This window comes from Nocardia sp. CA-084685 (assembly GCF_050955785.1).
Taxonomy (GTDB): domain Bacteria; phylum Actinomycetota; class Actinomycetes; order Mycobacteriales; family Mycobacteriaceae; genus Nocardia.
Genome location: NZ_CP192094.1, coordinates 7,337,565 through 7,350,353 on the forward strand (window position 1 = coordinate 7,337,565; position 12,789 = coordinate 7,350,353).

Annotated in this window: 15 protein-coding genes; 7 read left to right on the forward strand and 8 right to left on the reverse strand. The window is 64.0% G+C overall.

The window, feature by feature from the left end:
- Nucleotides 1-31: 31 nt before the first annotated feature.
- Nucleotides 32-541 carry a hypothetical protein gene (locus tag ACQP2U_RS32550; RefSeq protein WP_433710958.1) on the reverse strand — a complete coding sequence of 170 codons (510 nt, stop codon included), beginning with the start codon at nt 539-541 and terminating at the stop codon, nt 32-34.
- Between the two features lie 155 nt (nt 542-696).
- Here ACQP2U_RS32550 and ACQP2U_RS32555 point away from each other — a divergent pair, with 155 nt between their 5' ends.
- A complete protein-coding gene (locus ACQP2U_RS32555) occupies nt 697-1,689 on the forward strand; it encodes an LLM class F420-dependent oxidoreductase (protein ID WP_433710959.1) in 993 nt (330 codons plus the stop codon).
- A gap of 252 nt (nt 1,690-1,941) precedes the next feature.
- Nucleotides 1,942-2,310, forward strand: a complete 369-nt coding sequence (locus ACQP2U_RS32560; RefSeq protein ID WP_397035289.1) for an RDD family protein — start codon at nt 1,942-1,944, stop codon at nt 2,308-2,310.
- Between the two features lie 95 nt (nt 2,311-2,405).
- On the opposite strand, the gene nrdE is transcribed toward ACQP2U_RS32560, so the two are convergent.
- The 4 genes from nrdE to ACQP2U_RS32580 form a co-directional block, all read right to left on the reverse strand.
- The gene (gene nrdE, locus ACQP2U_RS32565) at nt 2,406-4,511 is read right to left on the reverse strand and encodes a class 1b ribonucleoside-diphosphate reductase subunit alpha (protein WP_433716651.1); all 2,106 of its coding nucleotides are present in this window, start codon (nt 4,509-4,511) and stop codon (nt 2,406-2,408) included.
- A gap of 38 nt (nt 4,512-4,549) precedes the next feature.
- Nucleotides 4,550-5,011, reverse strand: a complete 462-nt coding sequence (gene nrdI, locus ACQP2U_RS32570) for a class Ib ribonucleoside-diphosphate reductase assembly flavoprotein NrdI (protein ID WP_433710961.1) — start codon at nt 5,009-5,011, stop codon at nt 4,550-4,552.
- A 48-nt stretch (nt 5,012-5,059) separates the two neighbouring features.
- Complete coding sequence (locus tag ACQP2U_RS32575; RefSeq protein WP_040693941.1) at nt 5,060-5,293, reverse strand: redoxin NrdH; 234 nt, start codon at nt 5,291-5,293, stop codon at nt 5,060-5,062.
- A gap of 391 nt (nt 5,294-5,684) precedes the next feature.
- Nucleotides 5,685-6,299: an NAD(P)H-dependent oxidoreductase gene (locus ACQP2U_RS32580; RefSeq protein ID WP_433710963.1), complete on the reverse strand. Its 615-nt coding sequence runs from the start codon at nt 6,297-6,299 to the stop codon at nt 5,685-5,687.
- A 115-nt stretch (nt 6,300-6,414) separates the two neighbouring features.
- Between ACQP2U_RS32580 and ACQP2U_RS32585 the strand changes: the two genes are divergently transcribed.
- Together ACQP2U_RS32585 and nadE are read left to right on the forward strand one after the other, a co-directional pair.
- Entirely contained in the window at nt 6,415-7,056 is a 642-nt protein-coding gene (locus ACQP2U_RS32585) for a TetR/AcrR family transcriptional regulator (RefSeq protein WP_433710965.1), read from the forward strand.
- Nucleotides 7,057-7,062: 6 nt separating this feature from the next.
- Entirely contained in the window at nt 7,063-7,887 is an 825-nt protein-coding gene (gene nadE / locus ACQP2U_RS32590) for an ammonia-dependent NAD(+) synthetase (RefSeq protein ID WP_433710967.1), read from the forward strand.
- Nucleotides 7,888-7,912: 25 nt separating this feature from the next.
- On the opposite strand, the gene ACQP2U_RS32595 is transcribed toward nadE, so the two are convergent.
- From ACQP2U_RS32595 to moaA, 3 genes are all read right to left on the reverse strand, one after another.
- Nucleotides 7,913-8,314, reverse strand: coding sequence for a DUF1003 domain-containing protein (locus tag ACQP2U_RS32595; RefSeq protein ID WP_433710969.1), 402 nt, complete (start codon nt 8,312-8,314; stop codon nt 7,913-7,915).
- Nucleotides 8,315-8,541: 227 nt separating this feature from the next.
- On the reverse strand, nt 8,542-8,784 hold the full coding sequence (locus ACQP2U_RS32600) for a MoaD/ThiS family protein (RefSeq protein WP_397035295.1): 243 nt from the start codon (nt 8,782-8,784) through the stop codon (nt 8,542-8,544).
- Nucleotides 8,777-9,820 carry a GTP 3',8-cyclase MoaA gene (gene moaA / locus ACQP2U_RS32605; protein WP_433716652.1) on the reverse strand — a complete coding sequence of 348 codons (1,044 nt, stop codon included), beginning with the start codon at nt 9,818-9,820 and terminating at the stop codon, nt 8,777-8,779. Before moaA ends, ACQP2U_RS32600 begins: the two co-directional genes overlap by 8 nt.
- A 154-nt stretch (nt 9,821-9,974) precedes the next feature.
- Between moaA and ACQP2U_RS32610 the strand changes: the two genes are divergently transcribed.
- The 3 genes from ACQP2U_RS32610 to ACQP2U_RS32620 are packed head-to-tail and all read left to right on the forward strand — an operon-like array spanning nt 9,975 to nt 12,704.
- Nucleotides 9,975-11,243 carry a molybdopterin molybdotransferase MoeA gene (locus tag ACQP2U_RS32610; RefSeq protein ID WP_433710970.1) on the forward strand — a complete coding sequence of 423 codons (1,269 nt, stop codon included), beginning with the start codon at nt 9,975-9,977 and terminating at the stop codon, nt 11,241-11,243.
- Nucleotides 11,240-12,280, forward strand: a complete 1,041-nt coding sequence (moaCB, locus tag ACQP2U_RS32615) for a bifunctional molybdenum cofactor biosynthesis protein MoaC/MoaB (RefSeq protein ID WP_433710971.1) — start codon at nt 11,240-11,242, stop codon at nt 12,278-12,280. The genes ACQP2U_RS32610 and moaCB overlap by 4 nt, the downstream gene beginning before the upstream one ends.
- Nucleotides 12,267-12,704, forward strand: coding sequence for a molybdenum cofactor biosynthesis protein MoaE (locus tag ACQP2U_RS32620; protein ID WP_433710973.1), 438 nt, complete (start codon nt 12,267-12,269; stop codon nt 12,702-12,704). The genes moaCB and ACQP2U_RS32620 overlap by 14 nt, the downstream gene beginning before the upstream one ends.
- Nucleotides 12,705-12,789 lie beyond the last annotated feature (85 nt).

Consider the following 12,789-nt stretch of genomic DNA (forward strand, 5'->3'; position numbering starts at 1 on the left):
GGCTCGAATATGACCGGACCCACATCCGGTGTCAGGATGTCGAGGTGGCGCCGACGGCGATCTCGACATCGGGCCAGGTCGGCGTGTGCTCCACCCACTCTGGTACTGGCCCCTCCTGCACACCGAACAGATACAGATGCGGTACGAGATCGCGTAGGGCCTGATGCACCTCCAAGCGGTCGTCGATCATGTGCGTGATCCGCAATTCTGCGCAGTGCTTCGCCTTATCCGCCCTTGCCCGGCAGAACCGCACATTGCCCTTCGGCACGCCCGTCCGGTCGTAGAACTCGTGGTGGTCGAGCCACTGCAGGGTGCGCTCCTGAACCCGGGGCCCGCATTTCGAGATGACCCATGCCTGGCCCTCGAACCGACGCACCAACCGCGCCAATACCTCGAACGCGTCGGTACTCGGCGGTGATGCCAGTGCCTGCTCGATTCCCCCCGATAGAAATACGGTGTCCGCAGCGCCCGTCGCGAAGGCCGCACCCTGAATGACCCGGCCGAAGTCGATGCCGAGTCGCTGTTGTCTTTCTTTGTTCATCGACCTTCAGCATGACCCGGAGCGCACCGCGCCGCCAGCGAATCTTCCGGCCAGCGGGAGATTCGACGCAGACCGAGTCGAACTCTGCGCCAATCATGGCGAGCCCGCGAGGATCATGGCGGCTAGTTTTGAGTAAACACACGAAGGAGAGATCTGTGCGCTTCGGCATCTTCATTCCACAGGGGTGGCGGCTGGATTTGGTCGATATCGACCCGGCGGCGCAGTGGGGGGTGATGCGCGATCTCGCCCAGCGCGCGGATGCCGGAGATACCTGGGAATCGCTATGGGTGTACGACCACTTCCACACGGTGCCGGTGCCGACCGAGGAGGCGACGCACGAGGCGTGGACGCTGATGGCAGCGTTCGCGGCCACCACATCACGCATTCGGCTGGGGCAGATGTGTAGCGCGATCAGCTACCGCAATCCGGCATATCTGGCCAAAGTCGCCGCGACCACGGATCTGATCTCCGGCGGCCGGGTCGAGATGGGTATCGGCGGCGGCTGGTACGAACACGAATGGCGCGCTTACGGTTACGGGTTTCCGTCGGCGGGTGAGCGGCTCGGCCGGCTCGACGAGGGTGTGCAGATCTTCCGCCAAGCCTGGACCGAGGGCAAGGCCACACTGGACGGTAAGTACTACCAGGTCGATGGTGCGATCGTGAGGCCACTTCCATTGCAGAAGGGTGGTATTCCGATCTGGGTCGCGGGCGGTGGTGAGAAGAAGACGCTGCGAATCGCGGCAAAGTATGCCCAGTACACCAACTTCAGTGGCGCACCCGAGGAATTCACCCACAAATCCGAGATCCTGCGCGCGCACTGCGCCGAGGTGGGGACCGATTTCGATGCCATCGTGCGCTCCTCGAACTTCAACGCGGTCATTGGATCCACCGAAGCCGAAGTAGAGCAACGCCTTTCGGCCCTGCAGGCGCGCTTGGCCACGGTGATCAGCGACGACCAGGCCAAATCCTTCGTCGACGGCATGCTCCGGACCTCCCCTGCCGTAGGTACCCCGGAACAGCTCACCGAGCGCCTGTCCGCCGTCGGTGACCTCGGCCTCGGCTACGCCATCTTCAACTTTCCCGAAGCCGCCTACGACACCAGTGGAATCGACCTCTTCGAACGCGAAATAGCCCCAGCCCTGCGGTAACTGCTGAGGTCCGCAGGCCGCCGCGCCTGTGGACCTCGGACTTCCCACCACTGGGACCGCTGACACAATGATCGGCGACCAGCTCACGACACGATGACTCGGGAGATATCTGTGGCGCATGGCAATCCGGGCCGCTATGCAGACGCGCCGACGCCGCCTCCGGCTGCGCGGTCGCGGTTCGAACACGACCCGAACGGGTTACCGCGCTCTGTCGAACCGGTACGCAAACCCGAAGCGAAAAAATACGATTCGATGTCGCTGAACGCCGGTCGGCCGCGCCCCGACGGCACCATCGAAGAGCCGAGATGGCCGATGCTCATCGCCTTCGCCATCGATCTGCTGCTGCACGCGGCCATCGGCGGCGCTGTCTGGCTCACGATCACCAAATACTCCCCAGACCCCGAGCAGGCCATTCCGCTGGCCGTAACCGCCGCGGTCGCAACATCTTTCGCGCACCGCACATTCATCCAGCGCATAACCGGCACAACCCTCGGCAAGGCCTTCTTCGGCCTACGCCTGCGCTACCCCGACAACACCTTCCCCACCCTCTGGCAGTTGATCAAACTCTGGTGCGTAGGCACCTTCACCGTCGTAGTAACTCCCCTCCAACTCTTCGGCTGAGCCTTACGATGACCGGGCGCAACTGGGTCAGTAGGGTCGCTTCAAGCTGAAATAGGCCTGCGGCAATGGAAAATCCGTTGCCGCAGAGCCTCAAATCACAGCATGCAGGAGACGCAGCCCTCGACTTCGGTGCCCTCCAAGGCCATTTGGCGCAGACGGATGTAGTAGAGGGTTTTGATGCCCTTGCGCCAGGCGTAGATCTGGGCGCGGTTGAGGTCGCGGGTGGTGGCCGTGTCTTTGAAGAAGAGGGTCAGTGACAGGCCCTGGTCCACGTGTTGGGTGGCGGCGGCGTAGGTGTCGATGATCTTCTCGTAGCCGATTTCGTAGGCGTCTTCGTAGTACTCGAGGTTGTCGTTGGTGAGGTAGGGGGCCGGGTAGTAAACGCGGCCGATCTTGCCTTCCTTACGGATCTCGATCTTCGACGCCACCGGGTGGATCGAGCTGGTGGAGTGGTTGATGTAGGAGATCGAGCCGGTCGGCGGGACGGCCTGCAGGTTCTGGTTGTAGATGCCGTGCTCCATGACCGAGGCCTCGAGTTCACGCCAATCGTCCTGTGTGGGAATGTGCACGCCCGCATCGGCGAACAGCTGCGCGACCCGTTCGGTCTTCGGCTCCCACACCTGATCGGTGTACTTGTCGAAGTACTCACCGGAGGCGTACTTGGACTCGGGGAAGCCACCGAAGTAGGCGCCGCGCTCCTTCGCGATCACGTTCGAGGCCCGAATCGCGTGGTACACCACGGTATAGAAGTAGATATTGGTGAAGTCGATACCCTCTTCGGACCCGTAACGCACTCGCTCGCGAGCCAGGTACCCGTGCAGATTCATCTGGCCGAGGCCGATAGCGTGGGATTCGTTATTGCCCTGTTCGATCGAGGGCACCGAGTAGATGTGCGTCTGATCCGATACCGCGGTCAGCGCCCGGATCGCCACCTCGATGGTCCGCGCGAAATCGGGTGAATCCATCGTCTTGGCGATGTTCAACGAGCCGAGGTTGCAGGAAATGTCCTTGCCCACCTTGGCATAGGACAGATCGTCGTTGAACAGCGACGGCGTCGATACCTGCAGGATCTCCGAGCACAGATTCGAGTGGGTGATCTTGCCCGCGATCGGATTGGCCCGGTTCACCGTGTCCTCGAACATGATGTACGGGTAGCCGGATTCGAACTGCAGCTCGGCAATGGTCTGGAAGAACTCGCGCGCCTTGATCTTCGACTTGCGGATGCGCTTGTCGTCGACCATCTCGTAATACTTCTCGGTGACATTGATATCGGCGAATGGCACGCCGTAGATGCGCTCCACGTCGTAGGGCGAGAAGAGGTACATATCCTCGTTCTTCTTCGCCAGCTCGAAGGTGATGTCGGGGATCACCACCCCGAGAGACAGTGTCTTGATCCGGATCTTCTCGTCGGCGTTCTCCCGCTTGGTATCCAAGAACCGGTAGATGTCCGGGTGGTGCGCGTGCAAGTACACCGCGCCCGCCCCCTGGCGAGCGCCCAGCTGGTTGGCGTAGGAGAACGAATCCTCGAGCAGCTTCATGATCGGGATGACACCCGAGCTCTGGTTCTCGATCTTCTTGATCGGCGCACCGTGCTCACGAATATTGGTGAGCAGCAGGGCAACTCCGCCGCCGCGCTTGGACAGCTGCAGCGCCGAGTTGATGGAGCGTCCGATCGACTCCATATTGTCCTCGATGCGCAGCAGGAAGCAGGACACCGGCTCACCGCGCTGCTTCTTACCCGAGTTGAGGAAGGTCGGGGTGGCTGGCTGAAAGCGCCCGTCGATGATCTCGTCGACCAGCTTGCTCGCGAGCACCTCGTCACCGGCCGCCAACGTCAGCGCCACCATGCAAACCCGGTCCTCGAACCGCTCCAGGTAGCGCTTGCCGTCGAATGTCTTGAGCGTGTAGGAGGTGTAGTACTTGAACGCGCCGAGGAAGGTCGGGAACCGGAACTTCTTGGCGTAGGCCTGTTGGAACAGCGACTTGATGAACGCGCGGCTGTACTGCTCGAGAACCTCTGCCTCGTAATAGTTCTCGTCGACCAGGTAGTCCAGCTTCTCGTCCAGATTGTGGAAGAAGACGGTGTTCTGGTTGACGTGCTGCAGGAAGTACTGGTGCGCGGCCTCGCGGTCCTTGTCGAACTGAATCTTGCCGTCGGGGCCGTACAGGTTCAACATCGCGTTGAGGGCGTGGTAGTCCATGACCTCGCCCGTCTCGGCGGTACGGACCGGCGCCTGCTCTAAGCGGGCTGTCTTGCCGGTCGGTGCTGTCGTTGCTGTTGCCAAAACAATCCCAATCCCTCGCGGACGCGCTCGACGTCCTCAGCGGTTCCCATGAGTTCGAAGCGATACAGGTAGGGCACCCCGCACTTACGCGAGATCACCTCGCCCGCATAGCAATAGGTATCGCCGAAGTTCGTGTTTCCCGCCGCGACGACGCCGCACAGCAGCGCACGGTTGTGCGGATCGTTGAGGAACTTGGCGACCTGCCGCGGCACGAAATCCTTATCGGATCTATTTCCCCCCAGTACGTGCCGACCGCCCCCGTAGGTGGGGACGATCAGCACGTATGGTTCGTCTACGCGCAGCGAGTCAGCGGTGTGCAGTGGTATGCGAGTCGCCGGGAGTCCCAGCTTCTCGACGAAGCGGTGCGTATTCTCCGAGGCGCTGGAGAAGTAGACCAGCGCTGTCCCTGTAGACATGGCTACCTCCTCCCCCTTCCAACGGATACACCGGAAAGCTGAATACGATCAGGCAGCCACGGTCGCGAGCGACTTGATGCGGTCGGGCCGGAAGCCGGACCAGTGGTCCTCACCGGCGACGACGACCGGCGCCTGCAGATAACCCAGCGCCATGACGTAATCACGCGCCTCGTCGTTCTCGGAGATGTCGATGACTTCGTAGTCCACCCCGGCCTTGTCGAGCGCCTTGTAGGTGGCATTGCACTGGACGCAAGCGGGCTTGGTGTACACGGTGATGGTCATTGATGTCCCTCTCTCCTATGCCTGATCCACAGCCTGTGATCCGTATGCAGTGCTTGATCCGACGTACCTGCGCAAACTCCTGGAGCGGTAGCTGAAACCCCTGCTCAGCCGCTCGCGGCCGAAGCTGATCTCATCCCGTCTTCCAGTACGGAAGACACTACACCTAGTGGCCGACAGAGTCATAAAACACGACATGTTGCGAGTCACAACGATGAAATTCCCAAGCGGTAAGTACCTGGACGGTCGATTCGCAACCCGACACAACAGTGGCGCAGATCACAATTTCGTACCGTAGCGCCCTTTCAGCAAACTTATTTCGACGGACGAAAAAGGGCCGCCCCTACTCCCACGCATGGAGTCGGGGGCGGCCCTGCGGGCGGAACCTCGACGGTCAGGCGGACACCAGTTCGCCGGTCGCCTGAACCAGTTCGTGCACGGTCGCGCCGAGCTGCGTCAGCGCCTCGGCATCCTCGCGCGGATGCGATGCGGCGAACCGCTCACCGAAAGCGGCGAAGTGCAGGTGGGCGGTCTCGACAACCCGGGCGCCCGCGACACCAAGGGCCTTGACCACGTCGCCGTGCGCCCACTTGGCCGCATTCGGGCTGATCGAACCGCTCACCACCGCCACCGGCCGATCCTTGATCGCCCCGGCGCCGTACGGGCGCGAGGCCCAGTCGATGGCATTCTTCAGCACGGCGGGAATGCTGCCGTTGTATTCGGGGGTCACCAGGAGCAGGCCATCGGATGCGGCGACCGCGTCACGCAGTGCCTGCGCGGCGGCGGGTACGGAGCCGGGCACGTCGAGATCCTCGTTGTAGAACGGGATATCCCCAAGGCCCTCATAGATGGAGATCTCGACGCCGTCGGGGGCGGTCTGAGCCGCGGCCTCGGCGAGCCTGCGGTTGATCGAGGCGGCGCGAAGGCTGCCGACAAGGGTAAGGATGCGGGTCCGAGTCTCGGCTTCGCCGTCCGCCAAGGGCGCCGTGTTGTTGATTCGCTCGCTCATGGATGACTCCTGGTGTACTGAATGTGATGTCCGGTCTTTTGCCTACACTAACCGGACCATGGTCCGATTACATTCCCGGGAGAACCGCGAGAGGCCTGTGAGCTACAGCACATCCATGCCGGACGGAACGATGCCCGAGCGCCCGTTGCTCGGCATCGGTGCGCCCCTGCCCGGAAATCACGAACGCGCCGATGCCGCGCGAAACCGCCAGCTACTCCTGGACGCGGCGCAGGAGATCGTGCGCGAACAAGGCGTGGACAGCCTGACCATGGACGCGCTCGCCAAGCGCGCGGGCGTCGGCAAGGGCACCGTCTTCCGACGGTTCGGCAGCAGGTCGGGGCTGCTGCGCGCACTGTTGGACCACGCCGAGCGAAAGTTCCAGGAAGAGTTCATGTTCGGACCGCCACCGCTGGGGCCGGGCGCGGCGCCGGTGGAGCGACTGGTCGCCTTCGGCCGGGCCCGGCTACTCGATATCGAGGTCGCGGGCGAACTGCATCGCGCGGCGGAGATCGGCGAGGCGGGCGACCGATTTACCGGCCCGCCTTACGGACTGCTGCGCGCGCACGTGACGATGCTGCTGCGGCAGGCGCGCATCGACGGCGATGTGGTGCTGGTCGCCGATGGTCTGCTGGGTCTGCTCGGCGCCGCCTTGGTGATGCATCAAATGCATGTCCTTGGTTACGACCGCTGTCGGATCGGCGATAACTGGGAGGCGTTCGTTCGACGGGTTGTGATCTCGGCGCGGCCAGTAGAGTGATGCGTCATGGGGAACCTGCGTGAACAGATCATCGCCGAGTTGGGCGTCCAATCGAATATCGAACCGAAGCTCGAGGTGCGCCGCCGGGTCGATTTTCTCAAGGACTATCTGAGCGCAAGTCCCGCACGAGGTTTCGTACTCGGCATCAGCGGTGGTCAGGACAGCGCGCTGACCGGACGACTGTGCCAGCTCGCCATCGAGGAACTGCGTGCCGAGGGCGCGGATGCCGCGTTCATCGCGGTGCGACTGCCCTACGGTGTGCAGGCCGATGAGGCCGATGCGCGGATCGCGCTGCGGTTCATCCAGCCCGACCGCTGCGTGGTGGTGAATATCCGCCCCGGCGCCAATGCCGTTGCCGCCGAAGTGGCCTCGGCGATGAGCGTCGACAAACTGCGCGATTTCGTCCGCGGCAATATCAAGGCCCGCGAACGCATGGTGACCCAGTACGCCATCGCCGGGCAGGAAAATATGCTCGTCGTCGGCACTGATCACGCGGCCGAGGCGGTCACCGGTTTCTTCACCAAATTCGGCGACGGTGGCGTCGACATCACCCCGCTCACCGGCCTCACCAAGCGTCAGGGCGCGGCGCTGCTGCAGGAACTCGGCGCACCGTCGAGTATCTGGTCCAAGGTGCCGACCGCCGATCTCGAGGACGACCGCCCCGCCCTGCCGGACGAGGAGGCGCTCGGCCTGCGCTACAGCGAGATCGATGACTATCTGGAGGGTAAGGACGTCACCGCCGAGGTCGTCGAGAAGCTCGAAGCGATCTTCGTGAATACCAGGCACAAGCGCACCGTCCCGGTCACCCCGCTCGACACCTGGTGGCGCTGAGCCCCTTGCCGGCCGAACTCACGGCCTACTTCCGGTCCGCTTCCTCGATCAGCCTGCGGTGCAGTTCCTTGGTCATCTGGTGAATGGACTTCGTCAGCTCGAGATCGCTCTTGAGCTGTAACTCCTGTTCGGTGAAGTCGTGATCGGCCTTGATCTGCTGGAATTGCGCCTGCCGATTCTGACCGATCATCACGAAGGTCGACAGGAAGATCGCCTCCAGCGAGACCATCAATGTGAGCGTCGGCCACGGGCTCTGCTCCAACCACAGCATCCAGACCGCGAACAACACCGCGTGGATGTACACGAACTGCATCGACCCGGCAAATCTGGTGATCTGATCGGCAAGCCGCAGCTGCAAGTTGGCCGCTCGCATCTCCCGCTGTTTACGGACCGCAGGATGCAGCGACAACGTCGGCGGCTTGATCATAGGGTCGGCCTCCTCCAATGGAGCAACGAAATGCGTTGGCGCGCCGATGCTAACCCCGCCCCACAAACCCCACCGACGTAAGGCGAACGGTCGCGCCGAGCGCTCCCAGAGCCGCCACCTCGGTACCGGCGCAGGACCAACGCCGACGGTAGTCGAATGGTGGTTGAGCGGGGCCGCCGTATGACCATCGGCGGCAATGGTTGGGGAGCCGCACTGAAGGGTCGGGGTCAGCCGCCGGCGAAGGGGGGTAGGACGTCGACGCGCGGCGTCAGCGCGACCGACGGGTCACGGGTGAGTTCGTCGCCGACGAGGTAGGCGCAGACGGCGAGCATCTTGTCCAGGTCCGGACCGTAGGATTCGGCGAGGGTGGTGCGCAGGTCGGCGACGGTGGCGTCGGCTGGAAAGTCCAGGATTTCCCGGTCCTTGCCGACGACGTCGGCAATCGCGGCGAAGTAGCGGATCTCAACCACCGATGGCTCCCATCGTGCGTTCCGGCGGAACGAAATCCTCGGCATCGATCCCGTGTCCCGCCCATTTGTTCCACATGGCGCCGCGCCAGATGGCGGCGATCTCATCGTCGTCGGCACCCGTGCGCAGCGCTTGGCGCACATCGAATTCTTGATCGCTGAACAGACACGAGCGCAGCATGCCGTCGGCGGTGAGCCGGGTCCGGTCACAGGTATCGCAGAATTTGCGGGTCACCGTCGCGATGATGCCGACCGTGGCCGGGCCGCCGTCGACGAGCCATTTCTCCGCGGGAGCGGACGGATCCGACCGGCCGACCTCGGTCAGGGTGAACCGGGTGCCGAGCACGTCGAGCAATTCGGCCGCGGTCACCATATTCGCCCTGGCCCATTCATGATCGGCGTCCAGCGGCATCTCCTCGATGAACCGCAGTTCACAGCCCTCGTCCAGACACCAGCGCAGCAGATCCGGCGCACCGGCGAGAGTGTCGCGCATCAGGACGGCATTGATCTTCATCGGCGCCAGTCCGGCATCCCTGGCCGCACGAATGCCCGCGAAAACGGACTCGAGCCGATCACGGCGGGTCAGGCGGGCGAAGCCGAGCCGATCCACGGTATCCAGCGAGACATTCACCCGGCTCAGCCCCGCAGCCGCGAGACCGCGGACCCGATGGGCGAGTCCGACGCCATTGGTCGTCATGGACAGCGGGACCTCGGGCACCCGCTCATGACAGCCGGCAATGATCCGCTCGAGATCGCGACGCAGCAGTGGTTCACCGCCGGTGAACCTGACCTCACGCACCCCCAACTCCCGGACCGCGAGCGTGACGAGTCGCACAATCTCCTCGACGGTCAGCAGTTCATCCTGCGGGATCGCGGGCAGGCCCTCTTCGGGCATGCAGTAGGTACATCGCAGCGAACACTTCTCGGTGATCGATACGCGCAGATCGCGTGCGGTGCGCCCGAATCGATCAACCAGGTACGGCGTGTCGGGCCGCCCGTCGAGTGAGGGCAGCCTGGACCGCACGGCGGGAATCCCCATCTCGACCAGCGTCACCAGTCCATTATGACCGGTCCGCACGCTGTGGCCATGGGCGGACCGCACCATCTGGAGCTCACAAACCCCGAGTTCAGCAGGTGAGCGTTCGTGCGATACGACAAGAGAACTCGCTGCGGTAGGCGATTAGGCTGACCGTATGACCTCGCGTGCCGACACCTCCGGTGGCCACCGGCCGAGCCCGCCCGCCACCGCCCGGTCCGTCGACGCCTATCGGGACACCATCGAGGCGCTGCTGCGCCCGCTAGCCGCCCGTCTGGTCGAATCCGTCCCGGTGCCTGCGGCGTTGGGCCGGCAACTGGCCGACGACATCCACGCGCCGGTCGATCTTCCGGTGTTCCGTAACTCGGCGATGGATGGATATGCGGTGCGTGCCGAATCGGTGGTGGTCACGCCGGTGACACTGCCGCTGGTCGGGGTGGTCGCGGCGGGCGCGGCCGGGCAGACTCCGTTGCCGCACGGCGTCGCGATGAAGGTGATGACCGGTGCGCCGATCCCGCCCGGTGCCGATTGTGTGGTGCCGGTCGAGGATGCGCACAGCGATGGCGCGACGGTGACGGTCGAACGGGGCCGCACAGCGGGTGAGTTCGTGCGCGAACCCGGCACCGATGTGCGCACCGGCGAGCTACTGGCTCGCGCGGGCACCACGCTGGCCCCGCGTCACATTGCCGCACTGGCAGCGGTCGGGTTGCCTGATGTGCCGGTGTTCCAGCCGATTCGGGCGGCGGTCATCACCACCGGTGACGAATTGGTCACTGCCGGAACACCATTGCGCCCCGGCCAGATCTACAACTCCAATGGCATCGCCCTCGCGGCCGCGCTCAGCGCCAATGGCGTCAGGGTCGTCTCGGTGGCACACAGTACCGACAATCCAGCGAAGTTCCGCGCATTACTTTCCGCCGCAACGAAGTCCGCCGATATCGTCTTCACCTCCGGTGGGGTGTCCAAGGGCGATTTCGAGGTGGTCAAGGACGTATTGCGACCACTGGGCGGCGAATTCGGCTCGGTCGCGGTGCAACCCGGTGGGCCGCAAGGACTTACCGTCGTCAACGGCGTGCCGGTGCTGAGTTTTCCCGGGAATCCGGTGAGCACCATGGTGTCATTCGAGGTGTTCGCACGGCCGATACTGCGTCACATCGCGGGCCTGCCCGAGGTGGAGATCTACGAGGTGCCGCTGCGCAGTGCAGTGCGCTCCCCCGAGGGACGACGCCAATTCCTGCGCGGACAGCTGGTGCGCGAAGACGATGCGGCGCCCGGATTGCATCGCAGGCCGACTGCCGTCGAGGTCGTCTCCGGCCCGGGTTCGCATCTCATCGCGGGCATGGCCTGGGCGGATGTCCTGATCGACGTACCTGCCGAGGTCACCTCGCTGCCGGTCGGCGCGCCTGTGCGAGTGTGGTCGTTATGAGCGAGTTGTCCCATGTCGACCGGGAAGGTCGCGCCCGCATGGTCGATGTGAGCGCGAAATCCGACACCACTCGGATCGCCGTCGCGGCCGGTGAGCTGCAAACCACCGCCGAGGTGGTCGCACTGGTCCGGGCCGACGATATGCCGAAGGCCGATGTGCTCTCGACCGCGCGGATCGCCGGTATCGCCGGTGCGAAGAAGACCTCCGAACTCATTCCGCTGTGCCATCAACTGGCCTTGTCCTCGGTGCGGGTCGAATTCGGCTTCACCGAGGACACCATCACGATCGAGGCGAGCGCGAAGACCAAGGGCCCCACCGGTGTCGAGATGGAAGCACTCACCGCGGTGGCGGTGGCCGGACTCACGCTGCACGATATGGTCAAGGCGGTCGACCCGGCCGCGACGCTCAACGGCGTGCGGCTGCTCAGCAAAGAGGGCGGCAAACACGGACATTGGGAGCGGGCCGCCGAGCAGGAAGCCGTGGACATTCCGGCGATCGCCGACGAACCAGAGACCGAAACGGAAGACATTGCGCCCGAGGAGATCTCGGATCCCGATCAGCGCTCCGCGGTCGTCCTGGTCGCATCCACCGGCGCCGCATGCGGCACCCGGGTGGACACCACCGGTCCAGTACTCGCGGAGTGGCTTGGCGGACTCGGCTTCTCGGTGCGCGGCCCGCTGATCTACGCCGACGCCGAAATCGATATCGGCTTGGCCGATGCCCTGCGATTCGAACCGTCGCTGGTCATCAGCACCGGCGGCACCGGCGCCTCCCCCACCGATGCGACCCCCGAGGCCACGCTGGCCGTCCTGGATCGCGAATTACCTGGTGTCGCCGAGGCGATTCGACAACGCGGCACGGCGAAATTCCCACTTGCCGCGCTCGGTCGCGGGGTGGCCGGACTGGCGGGCCGATCGGTGGTGGTGAATCTGCCCGGCTCCCCCGGTGGTGTCAAAGACGGTATGGCGGTGCTCGAGCCGCTGCTGGATCATCTGCTCGCGCAAGTAGCCGGAGGCGGCAACCATGACAACAAGTGAATTCGCGACCGTAAGCCTGGCCGGTATCAGCACAGAACCTCTCGATCCGGCGGCGGTCGAGGCAGCGGTGACCGGACCCGAGCACGGCGCCGTTGTAGTTTTCACCGGCAAAGTGCGCAATCACGATGGCGGACAAGCGGTTTCCGCTTTGGAATACTCGGCGCATCCGGAAGCTGAACGGTTCCTGCGAAATTGCTGTGCGGAACTCGCCGAGCGCTCCGGACTCCCGGTCGCCGCTGTCCACCGAATCGGTCAGTTGACTATCGGCGATCTCGCGATCGTCGTCGCGGTCGCCGCCCCACACCGGGCCGAAGCCTTCACCGCCTGTGCGGAATTGGTGGATCGGATCAAGCACGAGGTGCCGATCTGGAAGCGCCAACTCTTCGCCGACGGCCTCTCGGAATGGGTCAACGCTTGCGGGTAAGGCCCGATTGTGTGTGCACAACAAGGTGTAACCGCCTGCCGTTGTTGCCCGAAACAGCACTGTGACGCGAATTCACTGACGATTC